This window comes from Faecalimonas nexilis, assembly GCF_059731825.1.
Genome location: NZ_AP029189.1, coordinates 1,871,074 through 1,896,272, shown reverse-complemented (window position 1 = coordinate 1,896,272; position 25,199 = coordinate 1,871,074). Strand labels below are relative to the sequence as shown.

At 40.5% G+C, this 25,199-nt stretch carries 25 protein-coding genes; 24 read left to right on the top strand and 1 reads right to left on the bottom strand.

Annotated elements, in window-relative coordinates:
• The first annotated feature begins 117 nt into the window (after positions 1–117).
• The 24 genes from plsX to AC6I5B_RS09455 all read left to right on the top strand — a co-directional run bounded on the left by plsX (position 118) and on the right by AC6I5B_RS09455 (position 23,173).
• Complete coding sequence (gene plsX, locus AC6I5B_RS09570) at positions 118–1,143, top strand: phosphate acyltransferase PlsX (RefSeq protein WP_022250081.1); 1,026 nt, start codon at positions 118–120, stop codon at positions 1,141–1,143.
• Positions 1,144–1,172: 29 nt separating this feature from the next.
• Positions 1,173–1,403 (top strand): acyl carrier protein, encoded by a 231-nt coding sequence (gene acpP / locus AC6I5B_RS09565; RefSeq protein ID WP_004612500.1) that lies wholly within the window; start codon positions 1,173–1,175, stop codon positions 1,401–1,403.
• Between the two features lie 56 nt (positions 1,404–1,459).
• Positions 1,460–2,155 carry a ribonuclease III gene (rnc, locus tag AC6I5B_RS09560; protein ID WP_022250082.1) on the top strand — a complete coding sequence of 232 codons (696 nt, stop codon included), beginning with the start codon at positions 1,460–1,462 and terminating at the stop codon, positions 2,153–2,155.
• A gap of 7 nt (positions 2,156–2,162) precedes the next feature.
• The gene (gene smc / locus AC6I5B_RS09555) at positions 2,163–5,723 is read left to right on the top strand and encodes a chromosome segregation protein SMC (protein ID WP_497773287.1); all 3,561 of its coding nucleotides are present in this window, start codon (positions 2,163–2,165) and stop codon (positions 5,721–5,723) included.
• An 11-nt stretch (positions 5,724–5,734) separates the two neighbouring features.
• Positions 5,735–6,664 (top strand): signal recognition particle-docking protein FtsY, encoded by a 930-nt coding sequence (gene ftsY, locus AC6I5B_RS09550; RefSeq protein WP_004612503.1) that lies wholly within the window; start codon positions 5,735–5,737, stop codon positions 6,662–6,664.
• Positions 6,665–6,690: 26 nt separating this feature from the next.
• Positions 6,691–7,905: a threonine ammonia-lyase gene (gene ilvA, locus AC6I5B_RS09545; protein WP_497773286.1), complete on the top strand. Its 1,215-nt coding sequence runs from the start codon at positions 6,691–6,693 to the stop codon at positions 7,903–7,905.
• 24 nt (positions 7,906–7,929) lie between these two features.
• Positions 7,930–8,406 carry a DUF1653 domain-containing protein gene (locus tag AC6I5B_RS09540; protein ID WP_022250085.1) on the top strand — a complete coding sequence of 159 codons (477 nt, stop codon included), beginning with the start codon at positions 7,930–7,932 and terminating at the stop codon, positions 8,404–8,406.
• A gap of 26 nt (positions 8,407–8,432) precedes the next feature.
• Positions 8,433–9,146, top strand: coding sequence for a LytR/AlgR family response regulator transcription factor (locus AC6I5B_RS09535; RefSeq protein ID WP_144166951.1), 714 nt, complete (start codon positions 8,433–8,435; stop codon positions 9,144–9,146).
• Between the two features lie 104 nt (positions 9,147–9,250).
• Positions 9,251–10,447: a sensor histidine kinase gene (locus tag AC6I5B_RS09530; RefSeq protein WP_186278422.1), complete on the top strand. Its 1,197-nt coding sequence runs from the start codon at positions 9,251–9,253 to the stop codon at positions 10,445–10,447.
• 92 nt (positions 10,448–10,539) lie between these two features.
• Positions 10,540–10,824, top strand: coding sequence for an accessory gene regulator B family protein (locus AC6I5B_RS09525; protein ID WP_022250089.1), 285 nt, complete (start codon positions 10,540–10,542; stop codon positions 10,822–10,824).
• Between the two features lie 52 nt (positions 10,825–10,876).
• Entirely contained in the window at positions 10,877–11,230 is a 354-nt protein-coding gene (locus AC6I5B_RS09520) for a hypothetical protein (RefSeq protein WP_022250090.1), read from the top strand.
• A 100-nt stretch (positions 11,231–11,330) separates the two neighbouring features.
• The gene (locus AC6I5B_RS09515; protein ID WP_071143965.1) at positions 11,331–12,572 is read left to right on the top strand and encodes a hypothetical protein; all 1,242 of its coding nucleotides are present in this window, start codon (positions 11,331–11,333) and stop codon (positions 12,570–12,572) included.
• Positions 12,573–12,587: 15 nt separating this feature from the next.
• Entirely contained in the window at positions 12,588–13,382 is a 795-nt protein-coding gene (locus AC6I5B_RS09510) for a hypothetical protein (RefSeq protein ID WP_243132340.1), read from the top strand.
• 3 nt (positions 13,383–13,385) lie between these two features.
• Complete coding sequence (locus AC6I5B_RS09505; protein ID WP_270607103.1) at positions 13,386–14,813, top strand: ABC transporter permease; 1,428 nt, start codon at positions 13,386–13,388, stop codon at positions 14,811–14,813.
• Between the two features lie 5 nt (positions 14,814–14,818).
• Positions 14,819–15,697 (top strand): ATP-binding cassette domain-containing protein, encoded by an 879-nt coding sequence (locus AC6I5B_RS09500; RefSeq protein ID WP_270651179.1) that lies wholly within the window; start codon positions 14,819–14,821, stop codon positions 15,695–15,697.
• Between the two features lie 348 nt (positions 15,698–16,045).
• Positions 16,046–17,332: an ABC transporter substrate-binding protein gene (locus AC6I5B_RS09495; RefSeq protein ID WP_118208724.1), complete on the top strand. Its 1,287-nt coding sequence runs from the start codon at positions 16,046–16,048 to the stop codon at positions 17,330–17,332.
• Positions 17,333–17,335: 3 nt separating this feature from the next.
• The gene (locus AC6I5B_RS09490) at positions 17,336–18,283 is read left to right on the top strand and encodes a hypothetical protein (protein ID WP_144166950.1); all 948 of its coding nucleotides are present in this window, start codon (positions 17,336–17,338) and stop codon (positions 18,281–18,283) included.
• The gene (locus AC6I5B_RS09485) at positions 18,280–18,666 is read left to right on the top strand and encodes a hypothetical protein (RefSeq protein WP_144166949.1); all 387 of its coding nucleotides are present in this window, start codon (positions 18,280–18,282) and stop codon (positions 18,664–18,666) included. Before AC6I5B_RS09490 ends, AC6I5B_RS09485 begins: the two co-directional genes overlap by 4 nt.
• Positions 18,630–18,881, top strand: a complete 252-nt coding sequence (locus tag AC6I5B_RS09480) for a hypothetical protein (RefSeq protein WP_144166948.1) — start codon at positions 18,630–18,632, stop codon at positions 18,879–18,881. The genes AC6I5B_RS09485 and AC6I5B_RS09480 overlap by 37 nt, the downstream gene beginning before the upstream one ends.
• A gap of 4 nt (positions 18,882–18,885) precedes the next feature.
• Positions 18,886–19,431 carry a Uma2 family endonuclease gene (locus AC6I5B_RS09475; protein ID WP_022250098.1) on the top strand — a complete coding sequence of 182 codons (546 nt, stop codon included), beginning with the start codon at positions 18,886–18,888 and terminating at the stop codon, positions 19,429–19,431.
• Between the two features lie 52 nt (positions 19,432–19,483).
• Complete coding sequence (locus AC6I5B_RS09470; protein ID WP_004612518.1) at positions 19,484–19,771, top strand: hypothetical protein; 288 nt, start codon at positions 19,484–19,486, stop codon at positions 19,769–19,771.
• A 132-nt stretch (positions 19,772–19,903) separates the two neighbouring features.
• On the top strand, positions 19,904–21,292 hold the full coding sequence (locus tag AC6I5B_RS09465; RefSeq protein WP_044987127.1) for a hydroxymethylglutaryl-CoA lyase-like TIM-barrel protein: 1,389 nt from the start codon (positions 19,904–19,906) through the stop codon (positions 21,290–21,292).
• Between the two features lie 12 nt (positions 21,293–21,304).
• Complete coding sequence (locus tag AC6I5B_RS09460; RefSeq protein ID WP_004612520.1) at positions 21,305–21,958, top strand: GntR family transcriptional regulator; 654 nt, start codon at positions 21,305–21,307, stop codon at positions 21,956–21,958.
• A gap of 18 nt (positions 21,959–21,976) precedes the next feature.
• Positions 21,977–23,173, top strand: a complete 1,197-nt coding sequence (locus AC6I5B_RS09455) for an NADP-dependent isocitrate dehydrogenase (RefSeq protein WP_004612521.1) — start codon at positions 21,977–21,979, stop codon at positions 23,171–23,173.
• 67 nt (positions 23,174–23,240) lie between these two features.
• On the opposite strand, the gene AC6I5B_RS09450 is transcribed toward AC6I5B_RS09455, so the two are convergent.
• Positions 23,241–25,163, bottom strand: coding sequence for an ABC-F family ATP-binding cassette domain-containing protein (locus AC6I5B_RS09450; RefSeq protein WP_022250100.1), 1,923 nt, complete (start codon positions 25,161–25,163; stop codon positions 23,241–23,243).
• Between the last annotated feature and the right edge of the window lie 36 nt (positions 25,164–25,199).

The window sequence follows — 25,199 nt, the reverse complement described above, 5'->3', positions numbered from 1 at the left end:
TGAAAAGCGAAGAAAGAGAGTCGTCTGTTGACGGCTTTCTTTTTTTGAAAAAAGTTTATATTGATTTTTAGAGTGATGTCTAGTAAAATTACTGTTAGCAGTGCAGGAGGTAATAGCATGTCAGAAATTACAAAAGTAGCATTAGATGCCATGGGTGGAGATAACGCACCCGTAGAGATTGTAAAAGGTGCAATGGATGCCATCAGCAAGAGAAAAGATATTAAGATCTTTCTTGTAGGGCAAGAGAATGTTGTACAAAAAGAATTAGAAAAATATACTTACGATAAAGAACAGATTGAAGTTGTAGATGCGCCAGAAGTGATCGAGACAGCAGAGCCGCCGGTCATGGCAATTCGTAAGAAAAAACAATCATCAATCGTAGTCGCAATGAATATGGTAAAAAAAGGAGAGGCGGATGCATTTGTCTCTGCCGGAAGTTCAGGGGCAATTCTTGTCGGAGGACAGCTTTTAGTCGGTCGTATCAAAGGCGTGGAGAGACCACCGCTTGCACCATTATTGCCGACAGAAAAAGGCGTTTCATTGTTGATTGATTGTGGCGCTAATGTAGATGCAAGACCTTCTCACTTGGTACAATTTGCAAAGATGGGTTCTATCTATATGGAGCACGTTATGGGCGTGAAGAATCCGAAGGTTGCGATTGTGAATATTGGTGCAGAAGAGGAAAAAGGGAACGCACTTGTAAAAGAGACATTCCCGCTGCTGAAAGAATGTGAGGATATCAACTTTATAGGAAGTATTGAAGCCCGTGAGATTCCACATGGAATGGCAGATGTAATAGTATGTGAGGCATTTGTCGGAAACGTTATCTTAAAACTCTATGAAGGAGTCGGCGCAGTACTGATCAGCAAAGTGAAAAAAGGAATGATGACTTCGCTGCGGAGTAAGATTGGTGCTTTGCTAGTGAAACCAGCACTGAAGGAGACATTAAAAAGCTTTGATGCAAGTGAACATGGAGGTGCGCCGCTGCTTGGACTGAACGGACTTGTAGTAAAGACGCATGGAAGTTCCAAGGCAAAAGAGGTATCCAACTCAATTATTCAATGTGTAACGTTCAAAGAGCAGGGAATTAATGAAAAAATAAAAGAACGTATACAAAAACAAGAAAATGAGAATCAGGAATAAAAGATTCTGAGACAAAGGGAGAGAAAGAAATGGAATTTGAAAAATTACAAGAAATTATTGTGGATGTATTAAATGTAGGAGCAGAAGATATCACAATGGATACAACATTTGTGGATGATCTGGGCGCAGATTCGTTAGATATTTTCCAGATTATCATGGGAATTGAAGAAGCATTTGACATTGAGATCGACAATGAAGAAGCTGAAAAAATCGTTACAGTTGGTGACGCAGTAGAACAGATTAAGAATGCAATTAATTAATCGAATTATGAAAAAGCCCTGCGTAGGGCTTTTTCGCGTTTAGAAAGGGAGAGTTTATGGAACAGACAATGAGAGAGTTACAGGAAAGAATCGGATATACTTTCCGCAGACAGGAGTTGTTAAAATCAGCATTGATGCACAGTTCTTATACGAACGAGACACATTTGCCGAAATATAAGTGCAATGAACGTCTGGAATTTTTGGGAGATGCGGTATTGGAACTTGTTTCCAGCGAGTTTTTGTTTTTTGCAGATCGAAAGATGCCGGAGGGAGAATTGACAAAGACGAGAGCAAGTATGGTCTGTGAGCCTTCACTTGCGTTCTGTGCAAGAGAGATTGAGCTTGGCAAATATTTGTTTATGGGACGAGGAGAAGAGAATACAGGTGGAAGAGAGCGGGATTCCATCACATCCGATGCGCTGGAGGCACTCATCGGTGCGATTTATTTAGATGGTGGTTTTGCTAATGCAAAAGAGTTTATCTTAAAATTTGTCCTGAACGATCTGGAGCATAAAAAACTCTTTTATGATAGCAAGACTATCCTGCAGGAGATTGTGCAGGCACATTTTCCGTATGGAGTGGTGTATCATCTTATAAAAGAGGAGGGACCGGATCATAATAAATCGTTTACGGTTGCTGTTCATATTGGCGAGGAGTGTTATGGAGAGGGAACCGGAAGAACGAAGAAAGCGGCAGAGCAGGAAGCGGCATACCATGCGATTTTAAAGTTGCATGAGAAGAACATAAAGTAGGTGTAGGATGTATTTAAAAAGTATTGAAGTACAGGGCTTTAAGTCCTTTGCGAATAAAATTCTATTTGAGTTCCACAATGGAATCACCGGAATTGTAGGGCCGAATGGAAGTGGAAAGAGTAATGTCGCAGATGCCGTGCGCTGGGTGCTTGGTGAACAGCGCGCAAAGCAGCTTCGAGGTGGGAACATGCAGGATGTTATTTTCTCAGGCACTGAGAATCGAAAACCATTAAGCTATGCATCTGTTGCAATCACTCTGGACAATTCAGATCATCAGCTTGCGATTGATTTTGAGGAAGTGACAGTTGCTCGTAAGATTTACCGCTCCGGTGAGAGTGAATATCTGATCAACGGAAGTCCGTGCCGGTTGAAGGATGTCAATGAATTGTTCTACGATACCGGAATTGGAAAAGAAGGATACTCAATTATCGGACAGGGGCAGATTGATAAGATTTTAAGTGGAAAGCCGGAAGAACGAAGAGAGCTGTTTGACGAAGCAGCAGGAATTGTAAAATTCAAAAAGCGGAAAAATATGTCTGTGAAGAAGTTGGAGGAAGAAAGGCAGAATCTCGTTCGTGTAAATGATATTCTTGCGGAACTGGAAAAACAGATCGGACCTTTGGAAAAACAATCCGAAGTGGCAAGAGAATATCTGAAAAAGAAAGAATCTTTGAAGACATATGATATCAATTTGTTTTTGCTGGAGACAGAGCGGCTCAAAAAGGAAATTGCTGCGGTTGATCATAATTTAGAAAATACGACCAGAGAGCTTGCGGATGCAACGACACGATATGAAAATACGAAGACAGAATATGAGGCGATTGAACTAAAGACTGATGAGATTGACGCTGCGATGGAGAAGGCTAAGAGTCAGTTGAATGAGACCACATTATTAAAGCAGCAGCTGGAAGGTCAGATTGAGGTCCTGAAAGAGCAGATTAACACGGCACGAATGAATGATGAGCACATTGAACAGCGCTCTAAGACGATTTATAACGAAATATCTGAGAGGGAAAAGAATCTTTCGGCGATGGGAAAAGATAAGTTTCAGATTCAGGAAAAGTTGTCAGAGCAGGAGGAGCAGGAGAAGGCAGCACAGCAACAGCTTTTGAAAATCCAAACAAAAAGTGCGGAACTTACAGAGGCGATTGATGAAAATCAGAATCAGATCATGGAGATTTTGAATAATCGCACAGCTACGAAGGTAAAGAAGCAGCGTTATGATTCGATGCTGGAACAGATTCAGGTGCGCCGTTCGGAAATGCACCAGAAATTAATCGCAGTGGAAAGCGAGGCGTCCGAACAGGATGAGCTCATCGCAAAGTTTGAGGCAGAGCTTCAGGAAATTGCACAGACGATTTCCGGATATGTCACAGAGAATAGGACATATGAAGAAAAGATAGCCGCCCTACAGCAGACGATTGCCAAAAAGAACGAACAGCTGCGTATTGGACAGACGGCATTTCACCGGGAACAATCTAGATTAGAGTCGTTAAAGAATATTACAGAACGCTATGACGGATATGGGAACAGCATCCGAAAAGTCATGGAAAAGAAAGAACAGGAAAAAGGACTCTTAGGTGTTGTTGCGGATCTGATCAAAGTGGACAAAGCGTATGAGATTGCGGTGGAGACTGCCCTTGGAGGAAGTATCCAGAACATCGTAACAGATAATGAAGAGACGGCAAAACGGATGATTACGTTTTTGAAGCAGAATAAATTCGGTCGGGCGACATTTCTTCCGCTGACGAGTATCAATGGAACTGCCGGTATTCGGCAAAACGAGGCTCTTCAAGAGGAGGGGGTGATCGGGCTTGCGAATACACTTGTCAAGGTGGAAGAAATATACAGGGGGCTTGCCGAACATCTGTTGGGAAGAACAGTTGTTGTAAAGCATATTGACCACGGGGTGGCGCTGGCAAAAAAATATAAGCAGACACTTCGCATTGTCACTTTAGAAGGAGAGTTGATTAATCCAGGCGGAGCAATGACCGGTGGAGCCTTCCGCAATTCCAGCAATCTTTTGAGCAGACGTCGTGAGATTGAAGAATTTGAAAAGACTGTCGAGAAGCTGAAAAGCGAAATGGATCAGATGGAGCAGGAAGTGGAACACGAAAAAGAGGCAAGAGCGGACTACTACAGTAAGATAGAGGCTATCAAGCAGCAGCTTCAGAAGGCTTATGTCATTCAGAATACGGCAAAGATGAATGCAGAGCAGGTTAAGGCAAAGAAAGCAGATGCGAAGGCGGTTTCAAGCAAGATTCATGAAGAAGGAGCTGAGCTGGAACAACAGATAAGGGAAATTCGGGAAAATCATGAATCGATTCAGGTAGAATTGGAAACTTCTGAAAAATTAGAACAAGAATTGACGGAACAGATTGCAAGCTATCAAAAAGAGTTAGATCAGGAACGTGAACGAGAAAGTAAACAGCTTTTAGAATCTGAGAAAGTGCATCTCGCTTATGCTGCAATGGAACAGAAATATCAGTTTCTGTTGGAAAATGAGCAGCGTATTCAGGAAGAGATCACAAAATTCAACGTGGAATTGTCTGCACTTCGTGCCAATAAAGGGGATACATCCGAAGAGATTCAGAAAAAAGAGACCCAGATTGAAGATATTCGGCTGACGATTGCAAATTCGAAAGAACTGTTTGAGGAGATTCAAAAAGAGATTGCATCTTATAGCAGTCAGAAAGAAGAACTCACAAAGAAACATAAAGCATTTCTTGCAGAGCGAGAAGCACTTTCCAAACACATGTCGGATCTGGACAAAGAATCCTTTCGTTTGAACAGCCAGAAAGAGGCGTTTGAGCAGGCTTCTGAAAAGCAGATCAACTATATGTGGGAAGAATATGAGCTGACTTACAATATGGCGCTGAAGATCAAAGATGAGAACCTGACGGATCTTACGTTTATCAAAAAACAGATACAAGCTTTGAAAAATGAGATTCGTTTACTTGGAAATGTCAATGTTAATGCGATTGAGGATTTTAAAGAAGTATCAGAGCGATATGCATTTTTAAAGAATCAGCATGACGACTTGATTGAGGCGGAAGCAACATTAAAACAGATTATCGAGGAGCTGGATGCAGCCATGCGAAAGCAGTTCAGAGAACGTTTTGCGGAAATCTGTGTGGAATTCGATAAAGTGTTCAAACAGCTATTCGGAGGCGGAAAAGGGACATTGGAACTTCAGGAGGAAGAAGATATTCTGGAGGCGGGAATCCGCATCATTGCACAGCCTCCCGGAAAGAAACTGCAGAATATGATGCAGCTTTCGGGTGGTGAAAAAGCATTGACAGCCATTTCGCTGTTGTTTGCAATTCAGAATTTAAAACCATCTCCGTTTTGCCTGCTTGATGAGATCGAGGCGGCATTGGATGACTCGAATGTCGACCGTTATGCGAGATATTTGCATAAGCTGACAAAAAACACGCAGTTTATCGTGATTACGCATCGTAGAGGAACGATGACTGCGGCAGACAGACTATATGGAATTACGATGCAGGAAAAAGGGGTATCGACACTCGTGTCGGTAGATTTATTAGATAAAGATTTGACGAATTAGAGGAGGAACTTATGGGAGAAAAAAAGGGATTTTTTAAACGACTGGTGGAAGGACTCACCAAGACAAGAGACAATATTGTCTCCGGAATTGACAGTATTTTTAATGGATTTTCAAACATCGACGATGACTTTTATGAAGAACTCGAAGAGATTCTTATTATGGGAGATTTGGGCGTCCATGCGACAATGGAAGTTATTGAGGATCTGAAGAAAAAAGTCAAAGAAAACCATATTAAGGAGCCAGCAGACTGTAAGCAGTTTTTAATTGACAGCATCAAAGAACAGATGGATGTCGGGGAAGCCGCATATGAGTTCGAGGATCGTACATCGGTTGTATTGATCATTGGAGTAAATGGTGTCGGAAAGACGACGACCATCGGAAAACTTGCCGGGAAACTACGGGCGCAGAATAAGAAAGTTGTACTTGCAGCAGCAGATACATTCCGTGCGGCAGCAGGAGAGCAACTTAAAGAATGGGCAAACCGTGCGGAGGCAGAATTGATTGGCGGTCAGGAAGGATCTGACCCGGCTTCGGTTGTATATGATGCGGTTGCAGCGGCTAAGGCACGAAAAGCAGATGTTCTTTTGGTGGACACGGCAGGACGTCTTCATAATAAAAAGAACCTGATGGAAGAACTTCGAAAAATTAACCGTGTCCTGGAGAGAGAATATCCGGATGCGTATCGTGAGACATTGGTTGTGTTGGATGGAACAACTGGTCAAAATGCGTTAGCACAGGCAAAAGAATTTAAAGATGTTGCAGATATCACAGGTATCGTGCTGACAAAGATGGACGGAACAGCCAAAGGCGGAATTGCAGTAGCCATTCAATCAGAACTTGGTATCCCTGTAAAATACATCGGTGTCGGGGAAAGTATTGATGATCTGCAGAAATTTAACTCCGATGATTTTGTAGATGCACTGTTTCTCACCAAAGAGTAATAAAAATAAAGAAAGAAGGAATCCATATGTTGACATTAGAAAAATTTGAGCAGGCAAGTGAAATTGTAAAACGAGTAACGAATCCAACAAAGCTGGTATACAGTGACTACTTAAGTCAGCAGACAGGCGGAAAAGTGTATTTAAAACCTGAGAATATGCAATATACCGGAGCATATAAGCTGCGCGGTGCATATTATAAAATCAGCACCTTGTCTGAAGAAGAAAGAGCAAAAGGTCTGATTACAGCTTCTGCCGGGAACCATGCACAGGGCGTCGCGTATGCGGCAAAAGCATTTGGCTGCAAAGCTACAATTGTTATGCCGACTGTGACACCACTTATCAAAGTCAATCGTACAAAGAGTTACGGGGCAGAAGTGATTTTGCATGGGGATGTATATGATGACGCCTGTGCAAAAGCATATGAACTGGCAGAAGAACACGGATATACATTTGTACATCCGTTTGATGATTTGGACGTTGCAACCGGACAGGGAACGATCACAATGGAAATTATTCAGGAACTTCCGACTGTTGACTATATTTTGGCACCAATCGGTGGTGGCGGTCTGATCACAGGCGTGTCAACACTTGCAAAAATGCTGAATCCCAAAATTAAAGTCATCGGTGTAGAACCTGCGGAGGCAGCAAGCATGAAAGCGTCGCTCAAAGCCGGACATGTTGTGACTCTGCCAAGCGCGAATACAATTGCAGATGGTACTGCTGTAAAAACAGTCGGTGAAAATACATTAGAATATGTGAAAGAAAATGTAGATCAGATTCTGACTGTGGAGGATGATGAATTAATCGGAGCATTCCTTGATATGGTTGAAAACCATAAGATGATTGTAGAGAATTCGGGATTGTTGTCTGTTGCCGCTTTAAAACAGCTTGATTTGAAAGGAAAGAAAGTCGTATCGATCCTAAGCGGCGGAAATATGGACGTCATTACCATGTCCTCAATCGTGCAGCACGGTCTGATCCAAAGAGACAGAATTTTTTCTGTATCTGTACTGCTTCCGGATAAGCCGGGTGAATTGGTACGTGTTGCGGATACAATCGCAAAGGCACAGGGAAATGTCATCAAATTGGAGCACAATCAGTTTGTCAGCACAAACCGTAATGCAGCAGTGGAGCTTCGTATTACGATGGAATCATTCGGTACAGAGCATAAGAAAGAAATCTTAAAAGCATTGGAAGATAATGGATACAAACCAAAGAGCATCAGTGCAAAATTATATTAGAAATCATCCGGAAAGGAAAGATATATGGAGTATAATAGAAGACCAAAAGAAGGGGAATGCTACCGACACTTTAAAGGAAGACGGTATCAGGTCATTGGAATCGCAAAGCATTCGGAGACGATGGAGGAATTAGTCGTATACAGACAACTGTATGGGGAACAGGAGCTGTATGTGAGACCATTGGAGATGTTTATAAGCAAAGTGGATAAAGAAAAATATCCAGAGGTAGAACAAGAATACCGATTTGAATTAGAGGGAGAGGAGGACGGTCAAAGAGAAGATGACCGTTCTCTTATCTGGGAGTTTTTAGACTTGTCTTCGTCAAAAGAAAAAATGGACTTCCTGCAGAAAAAGAAATCTGAGATTACGGAAGAGTTTATCGGAATCGCAGCACAGAGTCTTGACTTTGTGGAAAATGACGGAACTGTTGAGGAGAGGTACGAGGCGGTGCTGCAGTATCTGCGGACTGTGATGCGGTATGAGAGCGGAAGATTACGGTAATAGACTGGAGAAAATGGGAATAAAAAATGAGAGATAAAGTATGGAAGATTGCAGTCTGTGATGATGAGACTGTATTTTTAGAAAAGATACAACAGTTGGCAGCACAATATTATTCTGAAAGAAATATACAGGCAGAAATCCATTGTTACGACAATACAGATGCTTTTTTGCAGAGCAATCTTGTGGAGTATGATTTGATTTTGCTGGATATGAATATGCAGGAGAAAAACGGGATTGAAGTGGCGAAAGAGTTGCGCAGCCAAAAGATAGAGACACCGATTATTTACATTTCCGCATATATAGAAATGGCGCCGTATGGATATGTAGTCAATGCATTCCGATATTTGCTAAAAAACGATTTGGAAGAGACATTTTGTTTTGCGATGGATGATGTGATGAAAGAATTAAAACATCATTTAGAAACAATAGAAGTACGGACAGAAAATGTGCAGATAGAGCTTCGGCTTTCTGATATTGTATTTGTGGAAAGCTATAAACGGTATGTGCTGATACATACGAAGAAGGACGAATATAAGCAATATGGCAAGATATCCGATATGGAAAAAATGCTTTGTCAAAAAGAATTTTTGCGGGTACACAAAAGTTATCTCGTCAATTTAGACCATGTGGTAAAAATCAAAAACCGGATACTCTTTTTGGACAATGGAGAGGAAGTACCATGCAGCAAAGAGCGGTATTCAGAAATTGTACATCGGTATGTGATTTGGAGGGGATGTTAGTATTGGACATATTTTTTGATTGTATACTTCTTACAATAGAAATTATTGGACTTTTTATTATTGCGGATGTATTTTTTGAGAGAAAATTCAAAAGGATAAAGTCAATGCTATTTGTGATAGCAGGTTATGTCTTTTGTTTTCAGTTGCTCGGTCAATTTTTAAATTTGATTGGAACAACAACGATAAAATCTATAATAGTTGTGATTACTTTCTATTTTTTGATTATTTTATTATATCAAGGGAGAAAGATAAGACAACTGTTTTTTGTCGCGATGTTTTATATTTTGTTATATACAATCGATTATCTTGTGATTGCGGGCAGTTTATTGTTTTTACAGATAGATATAAGTGTATTATATAACAGCCAATATGCATATGTTGTGGCGGCACTTTTGGCAAAAAGTATATTGCTTTATAGTTGTATCATGTTTTCAAAAAAGATAGAAGCCAGTAGAAGACATGAAAAATTTTCTATTTTAGAATGGGGACAACTTTTAATTGTTCCGATTTGTATGATTTTGAATTTGACGATTGTTGTGTATGATCTGATTCAAAATAATAATCTCACGTTTGTCCTATTTTTGGATATTGGATTATTGCTCTTAGGAACATTTATTTATGCATATTTAGAGACAGAACTGGAAAAAAAGAAACAAGTGGAAATCCAAAATCTGATTCTCACCAAACAAATACAGGCAGAGGAAAAACAAGCTGAATTAGTGCGAAACCACTTACAAGAACAAAGGAAGTTGACCCACGATTTCCAAAACCATTTATATACCTTGCGAGGATTATTGCAAAACAAAAATCATACGGAAGAAGCTTTGGAATATATTCAGAAATTAACAGGGAAAAATGAATCAGGAATACAAATTGTCCATACAAAGAACGCAGTCATTGACGCATTATTGAACCAAAAGTATGATGTCTGCAAAAGAGAACGGATTCCTATCTTCTTTGAAGTAAGCGATTTGCAGAAGCTTCATCTCAGTCAGGAAAAAATTGTCGTGATTTTATCGAATATTTTAGATAACGCAATTGAGTCCTGCAGAAAGCAGAATACGGGGCGGTATATCAAAGTAAAGTTTTTGATGGATGATCTCGGAACGATTTTGTCAGTTCAAAATACAGCGAGTTTAAAGAAGTCCAGTAACTTAGAAACATTTACATCCACAAAGGAGAATCAGATACTTCATGGGTATGGTTTGAAAAATGCATTGCATACAGTGGAAGATAGTGGTGGAATGGGAGAGGTATCGTGTGAGAATGGTGTGTTTCAATTTACTGCTATTTGGAATTGAGGTCGTTTGGGAACAAAAACTGTCGTTTGGGAACAAAACACTTGATAAAAGTCAAAAAAATGTTATTCCAGTGTTACGAAGGAGAAGAACATATGCTTCTAAGAGTAACAGAAAGAATAGCATTTTTTTTATATGATAAGAAAATAATACAGAAAGAGGATATAAGATGGTGTGTCTATTTATTTCAAAAGTGGATATTAAATACTGTAAGCTATACCATATTATATTTTATCGGATGTTATATCGCTACGCCAGTACAAGTGATTTTGTATTTATTGAATTTTGAGGTTTTGCGGAGAAAAAGTGACGGTTATCATGCAAAAACACCTTTTAGATGTATCTTGTTATCAACCAGTATAGAAATTGTTGACGACTAAAAATGAATATAAAATCAACAAGAGAAAGTCAAAATGTCAGGAGGGACTGAATATGTTAAGAAACAAAAGAAAAAGAGTAGCAGCTTTGCTAGCTGGATGTATGGTAATTGGAAGTAGTATGAGTGTGTATGCAGGAACGGCAAGTGGATATGTTGGTAAGCAAAGAACACATTTGAATGTAACAGTCAGGCATGCTTATGCTTCCACCGGCGGTAACAATGCAAAGACTTCCATTGCAGCAAAAAGATATGTGACGGGTGGAAGTATGAATCAAATGGTTGCGATGCCGACCCAAACCGGAGCAAATGAACTGACTGTATATGCTCCAAATGGATGGGATATAGGTACTGCAACAAGTTTTCATACATATGAAGGCGCAACAAGTAATCTGACAGCGCATTCATAAAAACTGTTTAATGACATGCGAGAAATAGAGTATTTTATACTCTATTTCTCGTGCAAGTGAAACGGATAAACTATTAATTTATGAGATTGGAGGAATGTTTATGCGGAAACACAGATGGAAAATGTTATTGCTCTTACTATTTTCAGTAACACTTATCGGCTGCAGCGAAAAAAAAGATGGTGAAAGTTCCAAATCAGAAAAATTCCAGTCTGATTACATTGACATTTCCGGGAGGGATATAAAAGTGAACGGTGGATTTTTCAGTGCCATTCATGGAATGTCATATTTTACGGATTTTAAGACGAATACAGCCGTTCCAATCTGTAATAAACCGGATTGCCGCCATCTTTCCAATTATGAGGATGCAGAGACTGCCTGCAATGCCGCAAAAGGTTCCAACAATATATTTCCATATAAAGGGAAGCTATATGGAATGATGAGTGATGAAGATGGAACGAGGCTTGTTGTGTCAGAATTTGACGGAAGCAACCGGAAGGAAAAAGATTATTTTATCGATGCAGGCTGTGTCTTTCATGCAGGGGTTGTTGTCGGAGATGAATTATACTATTTTTATTCTGATATTTTGGATGCGGCAGAAGAAGAGAATATTCAGGATACAAAATACCAACGTCATTTTAATGTGCTGAATTTGGATTCCATGAAACAGGAGGAGATTTTCACAGAAGAAGCCGATTTTGTGAACGTTCTTGGGGTAACAAAGGACTATTTGATTTATTCTCTGATAAATGGAGACACTCCATTGTTTTATAAATTTGAGTATCAAACAAAAAAATCAGAAGAGATTGTGCTGCATAATAGTGGGTATGAGCTGATATACTTTAGTCCTGACAAAAGCAGTTTTTACTATGCCGGAACGGAGAAAAACGAATTGGATACCATTTATCAATATCATCTTGATACGAACGAAAATGAAATATATCTGAACCGGTCTGAACTGAAAGAGTTTGTTGGCGAAGAAACAGGCTATCTGTCACTGGATGGTATTTTAGAGGAAGGGGTTGTTTTCCGTTTGTCTGATTATCCAAAGCAATGGATGTTCTTTAAAGAGAAAGAAAGCGGGGCAATCCGGGAGTTGTCTCTGCCGCAGAACCTTCCGGCGGAGGGGGCTGTACTGAGTAACTTTATCTGCCAGACAGAAGAAGGAGTATATCTGAATTATTACACTATCGGCGAGACGGAAGGCGACTTGATTGAATGGTATGGATATATTCGCTGGGAGGATTTGTTGAGTGGAAAGAACGATGTGGAAGTTGTTTTGAAGCCAAGTGTCTCTTCAACGGGAAATTTAGTGGATAAGGATGGGAAGCTGATTGGGGATTAGAAAGATGGAGGCAGTATGGAATGTGTAAGGTATGAGTGGAAGAAGTTCATTGCATTTCGTTTCTTTTGGCTGCTGTGCGTGGTGGCGTTCCTGTTTAATCTGTGGAATCTTTCTGAGCAGGCAAAGATGAGCTGGCCTCCGGCGGAGGCAGTAAAAGAGCTGTACGCGGATTTGAAACGACAGCCGGAGGAAGAGCGGGAACGTTGGCTTAAGGAGCTGAAGGAGAATAAAATATCATCATACACCGGCAACCCTTATGCGGAGGAGGAACTGTATAAAAAAGTTCTGCACGAGTATGTGCAGGCTGGACAGTATGAATCTTATTTGGATGAGATTGAGCAAAAAAGCACAAATATGTCGAGTGCGATTTTCTCAGAAGAAAGTTCTTTTGCATATCGGAATGCACAGAAAACACCGGAAGCATTTGAAAAGCTGCATGGTTTAGAGTTGGCGGTGGATATTTCGGATGGTGTGATTTTTGCAGCACAGACAGAATTTACGGACGTCTGCATGGTTCTTTTGCTGACTGCAATGACATATTTTTTGGTGATTTATGAGAAAAAGAATCAGTTATACCGGCTTTTAAAATCTACATATAAAGGACGGAAGTATGTAATTCGGGCAAAATTGCTGATTGCAGCCGGAATTACATGCTTTCTTGTCTTGTTTTTATATGGCGGAAATTACTTGTTTTCCATGCATCAATATGGATTTGGGGATTTGGAAAGACCGGTTCAATCCGTGACTGCAATGTATGAAAGTCCATACATGCTTTCGGTTGGCGAATATTTGATGCTTTATCTGCTTTAAAAAATGTTTGTCTGTTATGTGATTGCACTGGCTATGATGTGGCTGGCGCAAAAGGCGGGCAGTTCTTCGGGTGCAGTTTTAGGAATTGGATTTATTGGGATTGGGGAGTATCTGCTCTGTCTGCTGCTGCCGTCTGTCTCTTATATGGACGTGCTGAAATATGTAAATCTTGCGCAGTATATCAAGGTATATCCACTGTTATCCCAATATCATAATTTGGACGTCTTCGGATATCCGGTCAACGCAATGCACATATTTTTGGCGCTTCTGCCAGTATGCCTGTTGCTGCTTTTGGCTGTCAACATCCGAAAATTTTCCCACTGCGACAAAGTAAAGGCGCGATGGAGAAGGAAGAAGCCGAAGAGCGTACCTGCATTTGTGACGGATAAATTGTGTCTGCATGAGCTGTTTAAAAACCTGTTCACGAACAAAACAATATGGCTCTGTGCCGCTGTTCTATATGGTGCTGTTTTAGTTGGAAACGGCATGAAGTTTTACAAAGATGTGGAGGAAGAGTACTACCAAATGTATGTGGCGAAACAGCAGGGGCACATTACGGAGGACAAGCTGAAATACTTTTCGGAAGAAAAGAAAAAATACGAGGAAATCATGGCGTTGACCCCGGAAAAATCGGGACTTTCGGAACAGGAGATTGCACAAAAACAGAATAATATCCGCTATCCATATGCAGGTTTCAGGAGGGCTTATGCCCAGCTTCAATATGTGGTGGGCAACAATTCCATGCGCGGCGTCAATGAGCAGGAACTCGTATATGACACCGGGTATGAAAAGATGTTCGGCAGCAGCCTCGCAAGAAGCCGCCTGATTCTACTCAGCCTGTGTGTGTTTGTCGCCGTCTACAGCGCATCCTCGGCGCTTGGCATGGAATATGACTTGAAAGTGATGAATTTGCTTCGGAGTACAAAGCGGGGACGGCTGCCGATTTTGACTACGAAGATAGGCACGGTATTCAAAATTACATTTTTGATGGCAGTTTTGATTCACCTCCCTTTCATTTTGAAAATAGTGAAGTCGTATCCGATGGATAACTGGGGGGCGAAAGTGCGCTCCATGCCGTTCGCAGGAGAGTCAGTCTTAAACTGCACGATTGGGGAATATGTTTTTTTGCTGGCACTCTCCCAGTTTCTTTCGCTGTTTGTTATTGCACTGGCGGCTGTGGCGCTGTCTGCACTGTTAAAAGATACGATTTTGACAAATATTTCAGGGATTGTAATCTTTATAGGACCGCTTGTCATGGAATGGGGCGGGCTTTATAAAATACATTTTTGGAGCATGAACGCGCTGCTGGATGCGCATCAACTGTTACAGGGGCGGTGGGATATGATTGTGTTGCAGGTGCTGGTTTTTTGGATTTATCTCCCTGCTGCGAGTTGTTATATTCTCTATGAAATCTATGATAAAAGGAAGTGAGACGGATGAAATTAGTGATAAGAGGACTCAACAAAAACTATGGGGCAAAAGTTGCGTTGCAGGATTTCCATGCAGTATTTGAAAATGGAATTTATGGGATATTAGGTCCAAATGGAGCCGGGAAAAGTACATTGATGAATATATTGACGGATAACCTGCTGCGTGATTCGGGGAGAATCCTGTGCAATGAAACAGAGATTACGAAGATGAAAGCACAGTATCGGAAAATCATGGGGTATATGCCGCAGCAGCAACAATTATATGATTCTTTCACCGTAAATCATTTTATCAGCTACATGGGAACACTGCGCGGTATGGATAAAAAAGAAATCAGGAGGCGCATGGAGGAACTTCTTCCACTTTTGAATTTAAGCGAGGTGAGAAGAAAGAAGATAAAAGAACTGTCCGGCGGGATGAAACAGAGGGTTCTCCTTGTGCAGGCTCTTTTGGATGATCCACAGATTCTGATTTTAGATGAGCCGACTGCCGGTTTGGATCCAAAGGAGCGTATCCGTATCCGAAACCTGATCTCGGATTTGAGCGGCGACAAAATTGTCCTGATTGCTACTCATGTGGTGTCTGACATTGAGTTTATCTCAAAAGAAATTCTTTTGATGAAAAACGGAAAGGTTGTGGACAAAGACTGCCCGGAGGCATTGCAGAAAAAAATTGCTGGGAAAGTATTTGAAATCAGGATTTCACAGGATGAATTGAATCAGGTAAAACAAGAATTTGAAATCAGTAACTTATTTCGGACGGACGGGGAGATTGTCGAGCGTGTTATCTCAGAGCAGCGCCCGGAAAAATACCGGTGGACAGAAGTCAGCCCGACACTTGAAGACGTCTATCTGTATGAATTTGAGTGCCTGTGCAGGGATGCTTAAAATAAGCTGAAAAAGAAGCATAATGAAAGTATCGATTGTTATGGTTTTGATTGGAAATTCAAAGCTCATTATTTTAGATGAACCAAAATATATGTAGATTATAACTTTGGGAGTAAGGAAATTTTGAAAATATATCCAATTTATTTATATAATATGATACAATGGGGCTGAAAGCGGAAAGTGAAGACATAAAAAGTTTGTATAATTGATATTGGTAACCGTGGGGATAGTTATAAGAGATATTAGAAATAGAAATTAAAAAAAGGGCGCAAGCTCTTTTTTTTGATGCAAATAAGATGCATCTCTCCGGTATAGTCATATTAGAAAACAATACAAGGAGGGATAGCAATGAGAAAAGAAATCGGAATCTTACTGGCATGGGTGGTGTTTTTATCCGGTTGTGTGGGAAAGCCGATGGAGAAACAAAATGAACAAACAAAGAAAGAAGATGCAGTGCTACGTTTGTATACCCTAAAAGAAAATGAGAATTTGTGGCAAAGCGCAAAGTTATTTATGGAGAAATATCCTAAGTATCCGGTTGTGATAGAGGTGGGGATATCAGAGGAAGACGGAAAGACGGTATCCGATGCAATCCGAAGTCTGAACACCGAGATTATGGCGGGAAATGGACCGGATATCATTTTGATGGATGGACTTCCAATTGAGGACTATATCGAAAAAGGGGGATTGGAAGACTTAAGTGACATGATGGAGAGTGTGAAAGAAAATGGGGAAGAATTTTTTGAAAACGTACTTTCCTCATATGAAAAAGGGGAGAAAGTGTATGCAATCCCATCCCGTTTTTCCGTTCCGATTATTATTGGAAAAGAAGGTGCGGTGACACCAGAGGAAGTAAAAACTCTATCAGGCACATTGAAAACACGGACGGAAGAGCAGATAAAAGGGATCGCACGGAATGCAACGAAGAGTATTCCGTTACTTCTATTGACTTTTTGGAACGATATTATTTCAGAAGAGAGTGTGGTAGATCAAGAGGCACTGTCCACATTTTTAGAAGAGGCAAGGATGCTTTTTGATGCATCTGAGATTGATTTGGAATTGCCGTACTATTCCGGAGACGCCGGGGTAACAATGGCATTTCAAAAGGATATTTTGTCGGTTGATGAAATGGATATGGGGCAGACGCTGGCGCAATTGGAAAGTGTGAGTGCGAATAGTCCCGTGTTCTATGATTATTTAAACAGCGAAAGTGGGAAAAAGTTTATCCCGAAATGGATATTTGGCATAACTGCGTCCAGTGAGAAGAAAGAAGCTGCGAAAGCGTTCCTATCGTACTTTTTATCTTCCGAGAATATGGATCAGTATGACTGGACATTGAGTGTGAATAAGACAAGCTTTCGAAAGACGCTTCCGATATCAGAGACAAAGGAACAGATGACAGTCATGTATCCGGAACAGGATAGTGCAGAAGGGATTCGCATTCAGAAATTAAATGCAGAGGAAGCGGAGGAATTTGTAAATTTCTTAAGTGAAGCAGACACGAAAATTGCAGTGGAGCAGGCACTGTTTGAGGAGATTCTGACACAGGCGGAGCATTATGTGTATGGAGAAGAATCGTTGGAATCTGCTGTGAATGCAATTGTAGAAAAAGTAGAGATTTATCAGGCGGAATAAGTGATGAGAAAGAGAAAAATGTGGGTGGGATATCTGTTTATCCTGCCAAGCTTTGTCGGTGTATTGCTCTTTGTGTTGATTCCGTACATTGATGTCGTAAGGAGAGCATTTATGCAGACTGCTTCCGGTCAGTTTGTAGGTCTTTTGAATTTTAAATCTATCTTACACAATAAAGCGTTTTTGTTGGCATTCACAAATACGGGACGTTTTGTGGGAGTCTGTATTCCTGTTTTGCTTGTCTTATCATTAGGAATTGCGGTGTCCCTCGCAAAACAGACTGCGTATGCGGAAATTTTAAAAACTGGATTTGTGGAAAAGCAGCTTTCAGCGTTAAAAGAGCTCCAGAGTGCGGAAGGGAAGGTAGTGTCTCCTATGGATGGAGTTGTATCAGCTGTGAATATACAGGTAGGTGGTATGACTTCTGGAACGGCAGATATTTTAATTGCTGATACATCTGCTGAAATGATGCTGAAAGTACAGTTTTCGGAAGAGAATAAAGAACATGTGATAGTCGGTGCAAATGTAAAGCTGATTTCTGATGTGCTTATGGAAACAGAGAAAAATGCAGTTGGGAAATTAAAAATTACAGCGATACAGCAAAATACAGAAACGGGGGCAGGGGTAGAGGCAAGTATACGGATTCCACCAAATACGCTTCCGATTGGCACCTCAATAGGTGTGCAAATAGAGACAAGCAAAAAAATGTATTCAGGGTGTATACCTTTAGAAGCGCTGCATCAAGAAGAGGGAAATCAATATTATGTGTATACCACCGATGAAAAGAAAACAATCCTTGGAACAGAAGTCATTGCAAGACGTGTGGATGTGACTGTCGAATACAAAGGAGATCGATATGCAGCAGTGAAAGGTCTGAGTGTCAATCAGAACATTATCCTATCCTCGTCAAAACAGATTTCTGATGGCGGCCGCATCAAGCCGCAGAAGCAGTGAAAGCGCATAGAAAGCAGGTGGTTGGTGTTCTGGCAATTGCACTGATAGCCTGTTTCTATATATTGGCGGTACATGCTATGCAGAGGTTGGAAGAGGAGATGCAATTTGTATCGTTTGTTCAGACAACAGAAGGTGGGATCCCGGTACAGGAATATCAAGAGGAAAAGCAATATGAGATTGCGGGAGTGATCGAACATAAGGAAAATTTGTTTGTATACGAGCCAAAAGAGGGAGAAACGGCTACGTTTCAGCGGGTAGTTACCAAAGTGAAAGAAGATGAATCCATGCGTGTACTGGAAGAGACACTTCAGATGAAATTTGGGTCAGGGAAAGTATTGGATTACACATGGCTGAAAATGATTTTAGATTTGTACTTGATATGATTCCGGAGCGCTGGTCTGATTTTGAGTTTTGGGCAGATTATGTGAGTTATCAGCGCGAAAATCTGGAAAGACTGATTCAGATGAGAAAAACGTTACTCGATATGCGATTGGTGAGGGCGATGAGACAGATTGTGTTCTGTAATACGGCAGCAATACTTTTGTTTTGCGGAAACTCATGTTATACTAAAAGACAAAGAAAGCAAGAAAGGATATGATACGATGCCATTATTAAAAACAAAACTATATACAATCGATGATATTTATGCCCTTCCGGATGGTAAGCGAGCGGAATTGCTTGACGGGAGAATTTATGACATGGCGCCCCCTTCTCCTTTGCATCAGGAACTTGTTGCAGTACTGACAACTTCGCTGCAAAACTACATTGCAAAAAAACATGGGAACTGCAAAGTTTATCCAGCGCCATTTGCAGTGTTTATCAAAGAGGATGATTCTAATTATGTGGAACCGGATATTAGTTTGGTATGTGACCATAATAAAATTTCAAACCGTGGCTGTGAAGGAGCGCCTGACTTTATTATTGAAATTGTTTCTCCAAGCAGTCGGAAAATGGATTATTCTACAAAAAATGCGCTTTATGCAGATGCAGGAGTTCGAGAATACTGGATTGTCGATCCGGCTAGAGAACGCACTACCATATATCGTTACGAAGAAGATGTCGCGCCTGTTATCATTCCTTTTGGCGATACAATTAAATTAAAAGTATATGAGGATTTTCAAATCTGCATTTCTGATTTGTTAAAATAGGTATTGAAAGGAAAGGTTTATTACAGAATATGGATGATGCATACAAGAGAAAATGGAAATAAGTTATAGGAGTATTTCTCTGAAATATGAAAGTGAAGAAGGGGAACAGATATTTTGCAAAGGATCAGGAGAGGATTATCTGTACACGATCAGTTATAAGGCAGTTGGAGATCAGATAGAAAAAGTATCACTTTGGTTTTCGGAAAAACAACTGCTTTCTGATGGAGAAAAAGAGAGAAATTTTCAATATAATGAATCTTTGTTTGCACTAGACTCTTTTGAGACAGAGAGTGTCAAATACTGTTTAGATAAAATGCGCAAAAAGGACAATTTTATATAAATGTGGCGAAATAAGAGTAGCAGAGTGGGAAAAAATATTCTCACTCTGTTATTTTATTTCGGTAAAGTATTGACACGAAATGTATAATTGTATACAATTATACAAAACTGGAATAAAGAAAAGAGGATGACCATGGAGAATAGAAAAGTATTTATGAATCAACATAATAATCTGTTAGAACTTGAGGAACATATGTATCCTCTGGTGGATGTGGAGACACCGAACATTTTCCGCAATCTATTTCCGTATGATGAGATTCCAAAGATTGCCTTCAATGACCGAATCGTGCCTCATCACATGCCGGATGAAATCTGGATTACCGATACGACATTCCGTGATGGACAGCAGTCGAGAGCGCCTTATTCTACAGAACAGATTGTCACATTGTATGATTATTTTCACAGACTTGGTGGTCCGAAAGGAAAGATCCGCCAGTGCGAATTTTTCCTATATAGTAAAAAAGACCGGGACGCAGTTTACAAATGTATGGAGAGAGGATACGAATTTCCGGAGGTGACAAGCTGGATTCGTGCAAGCAAGAAAGATTTTCAACTTGTAAAAGATATCGGAATGAAAGAGACTGGGATTTTGGTCAGCTGTTCTGATTACCATATTTTTTACAAACTGAATATGACAAGAAGACAGGCGATGGAGCATTACCTTTCGATTGTAAGAGAATGTTTGGAAATTGGTGTCAGTCCGAGATGTCATCTGGAGGATATTACACGTTCGGATATTTATGGATTTGTCATTCCGTTTTGTCTGGAATTGATGAAATTGCGTGAGGAATATCAAATTCCCGTAAAGGTGCGTGTTTGTGATACAATGGGATACGGTGTCAATTATCCGGGGGCTGTGATTCCGCGATCAATTCCGGGAATCATATACGGTCTGATGGTTCACGCAGGTGTGCCAAGTGAGTTGATTGAATTTCACGGACATAATGACTTTTATAAGGCGGTCAGCAACTCCACGACAGCTTGGCTGTATGGTGCAAGCGGCGTAAACTGTTCTTTGTTTGGAATCGGTGAGCGTACAGGAAATACACCGCTTGAAGCAATGGTGTTTGAATATGCGCAACTTCGTGGAACTTTAGACGGAATGGATACGACAGTCATCACAGAGATGGCGGAGTATTACGAGAAAGAGATTGGATATCGTGTGCCGTCAAGAACTCCGTTTGTCGGAAAGAACTTTAATGTGACAAGAGCCGGTATTCACGCCGATGGACTTCTGAAAAATGAGGAGATTTACAATATTTTTGATACGGATAAATTCCTGAACCGTCCGGTTCTTGTTGCGGTATCCAACACATCGGGGCTTGCGGGAATTGCACATTGGATCAATGCATATTACAAGTTGAAAGGTGACCGTGCTATTGACAAAAATTCACCATTGGTAGCGAAGGTAAAAGAATGGGTAGATGCAGAGTATGAATCCGGACGTGTGACTGTTTTGACAGATGACGAATTGGTACGTGTGATCACAGATGCCTGTCATGAGTTGCAGATAATTTTATAGTGGAGGCAGAAGATGGAAGAATATCAGGAGTATTCGCTCCGTGGAAGAGTCTTTCAAAAAATCAGAGATGGTATTTTGAAGGGCGAATACAAAGAAAATGAAGAATTGCGGGAAAGCACAATCGGGAAAAAGCTTGGGGTGAGCAGAACTCCGGTGAGAGAGGCGTTAAGACAGCTTGAACTGGAGGGACTTGTAAAAATCGTACCAAACAAAGGCGCATATGTGACCGGAATTACAGGGAAAGATGTGAAGGATATCTATTTGGTACGCTCCCTCCTGGAAGGACTTTGCGCCAGATGGGCGACCGAGCATATTACAGAAGAACAGATAGAAAAACTAGAAGAGATTGTTTTACTCTCAGAATTTCATGCAAACAAAAATCAAAAAGAAAAATCGGGTCAGGTTGTAGAACTTGATGGAAAATTCCATGAAGTATTGTACGAAGCATCAAATAGTCGTATACTAGAACATGTATTATCCGATTTTCATAAATATGTCCAGATGGCAAGGCAGGCATCTGTTACAAGAGAACATCGGGCAGAAAAATCAATCAAAGAACATAAAGAGATTTTGGAAGCAATCAAACAGAAAGATGCAGATAAAGCAGAACAACTTGCCAATGAACACATTTTGAAAGTAATGCAAAATTTAAATATCGAAGCGTAGAGCAGGAGGAAATGGAAGATGGATAAAATTAAGATGACAACACCACTTGTAGAGATGGACGGAGATGAGATGACAAGAATCCTTTGGAAGATGATCAAAGAGAATCTGTTATTACCATTTATTGATTTGAAAACAGAATATTATGATTTGGGATTGGAGTACCGCAACGAAACAAATGACCAGGTTACCATTGATTCTGCAAATGCAACGAAGAAATATGGAGTCGCTGTAAAATGTGCGACCATCACTCCGAATGCTGCACGAATGACAGAATATGACTTAAAAGAGATGTGGAAAAGCCCAAATGGAACAATCCGTGCGATGTTAGACGGAACAGTTTTCCGTACACCGATTATTGTAAAGGGAATTGAGCCATGTGTGAAAAACTGGAAAAAGCCAATTACAATTGCAAGACATGCATATGGAGATGTCTATAAAAATACAGAGATGATCATTCCGGGACCGGGAAAAGTGGAGCTGGTATATACGGCAGAAGACGGAACAGAGACAAGAGAGTTGGTACATAATTACACAGGAGCCGGAATCGCACAGGGGATGCACAACTTGGATGCTTCTATTGAAAGTTTTGCGAGAAGTTGTTTTAACTATGCGCTTGATATCAAACAGGATTTGTGGTTTGCAACAAAAGATACAATCTCTAAAAAATACGACCATACATTTAAAGATATTTTCCAAGAGATTTATGATAAAGAATATGATGAGAAATTCAAAGCTGCCGGAATTGAGTATTTCTATACACTGATTGACGACGCAGTAGCACGTGTCATGAAAGCGGAAGGTGGATTTATCTGGGCTTGTAAGAACTATGATGGGGATGTAATGAGTGATATGGTCTCTTCCGCATTCGGTTCTCTTGCGATGATGACTTCCGTGTTGGTATCTCCACAGGGATATTATGAGTACGAAGCTGCTCACGGAACAGTGCAGCGTCATTATTACAAACACTTAAAGGGTGAAGAAACTTCTACGAACTCTGTTGCAACCATTTTTGCATGGACCGGTGCACTCCGTAAACGCGGTGAATTAGATGGCAATCAAGAATTGATGGATTTTGCAGACAGACTGGAAAAAGCAACTATCGATACGATCGAGAGCGGTAAGATGACAAAAGACCTTGCTTTGATTACAAGTATTGAAAATCCAACGGTATTGAACAGCGAACAATTTATCAAAGCAATTGCGGAATTATTGTAATGAATGTAAAATGTCCGAATGACCTGAGACACAGGAAATTCGGGCATTTTCTTTTTTAGCATACTTTTTATTCCGCGAGTTCTTCCCAACGCATGTAAAGTGTTTCCAATTCCTCAGCGATTTTTGCTTTTTCCTCAGATAATTCACGGCATCTCACAGAGTTGGTGAAGACTTCTTCCTGAGTCATTAACTCATCAATTTCAGAATCCCTTTCTTCCAGTTTCGCAATTGCATCTTCAGTCTTTTTTAAATCGTTTTGACGTTTCCGTTCTTTTGCCTGTGCTTCTTTTTGGGCTTTCCAGTCCAGCTTTGTGTCGGATTCCACAGACGTGGAAGAGACGGAAGGAGTGGAAATTTCAGAAATGCCGGCATACGCTGCTGTCAATTCTTCTTTCTTTTCCAAGTAGTAATCATAGTTTCCGATATAATTAACAAATGTGCCATTGACAAGATCTAAAATACGTGTCGCCGTCTGATTAATAAAGTAACGGTCGTGGGACACATAAAGTACAGTCCCGATGTAATCATTCAGCGCTTTTTCCAAAATCTCTTTGGAAGCAATATCCAAATGGTTCGTTGGCTCATCGAGGATGAGGAAGTTTGCCTCAGACAGCATAAGTTTTGCAAGAGAAACACGACCACGCTCGCCACCGCTTAAATCACTGATCAGTTTGTAGACATCATCGCCCGTAAATAAAAATGCGGCGAGTGTATTTCGAATCTGTGTGTTGTTAAGACTTGGATAATCATCTGAGATTTCATCAAAAATATTTTTTTCCATATGTAACACGTGGTGTTCCTGATCATAATAGCCAATCTGTACTTTGGAGCCGAGCTTGAAAGAACCGCTATCAGCGGCGACTACCTGATTCAGTATTTTTAAAAGTGTTGTCTTTCCGGTTCCGTTGTCTCCGATGATGGCAACGTGTTCCCCACGCTTGATCTCAAAGCTGATATCCTGAAATAGTTTGTGGTTTCCGAATGTCTTGCTTAAATGTTCAACTTCTAACACATCGTTTCCGCTGACGCAGGATGGCTCTAATGAAAAGTGGAGTTCTTGCGGATCCCCCATCGGCTTTTCAATGACGTCCATTTTTTCAAGCATCTTTTCACGACTTTCTGCACGACGGATTGATTTTTCTCGATTGAAAGAGCGAAGTTTTTCGATTACTGCTTCCTGATGCTTGATTTCCTGCTGTTGATTTAAGTATTCTTTTAATTTTGCTTCACGAATCATCTTTTTCTTTTGTGCATAGTCTGAATAGTTCCCCATGTAAGTCATAATGCTGCCATATTCAATCTCTACCACTTTTGTGACAACACGGTTCAGAAAATAACGGTCATGGGATACGATTAAGACAGCACCGTCATAGTTGAGCAAATAGGTCTCGAGCCATGAGATGGAGTTCATATCCAAATGGTTTGTCGGCTCATCGAGCAATAAAATATCTGGTTTGGTAAGAAGCAGCTTTCCGAGAGACACACGGGTCTTTTGCCCTCCTGAGAGCGTGTCCACCTCTTTTAAAAATTCATCTTCACGAAAGCCAAGTCCTTTTAAGACACCGACCAATTCACTCTGATAGGCGTATCCGTTGGCGTGTTCAAAACGCTCTGTCAGTCGGTGGTATGTCTGAAGCCGGTTTTCTAAATCTTCGCCGTGAAGATGTTTCAATTCCATCTCAATCGTGCGAATCTGTTTTTCCATCTCAATGATATCTGCTTTGGCAGTCTTTAACTCTTCCAGAATTGTGTTTCCGCTTGAAAGCTCCTGATGCTGTGACAGATAACCGATTGTCTTTCCTTTTGTCAGGATAATATCGCCACTGTCTGTATCGAGTTCTTTCATGATCATTTTTAAAATAGTAGACTTTCCGGCACCATTTGGTCCGATCAGTGCCGTTTTTTCGCGATCTTCTATATGAAAAGAACCAGATTTGACAATCACTTGTTCTCCAAATGCTTTTGAAATATTATGACATGCGAGAATCATATATATAACCCCTCCCTTTTTGGTACAATAATTTTA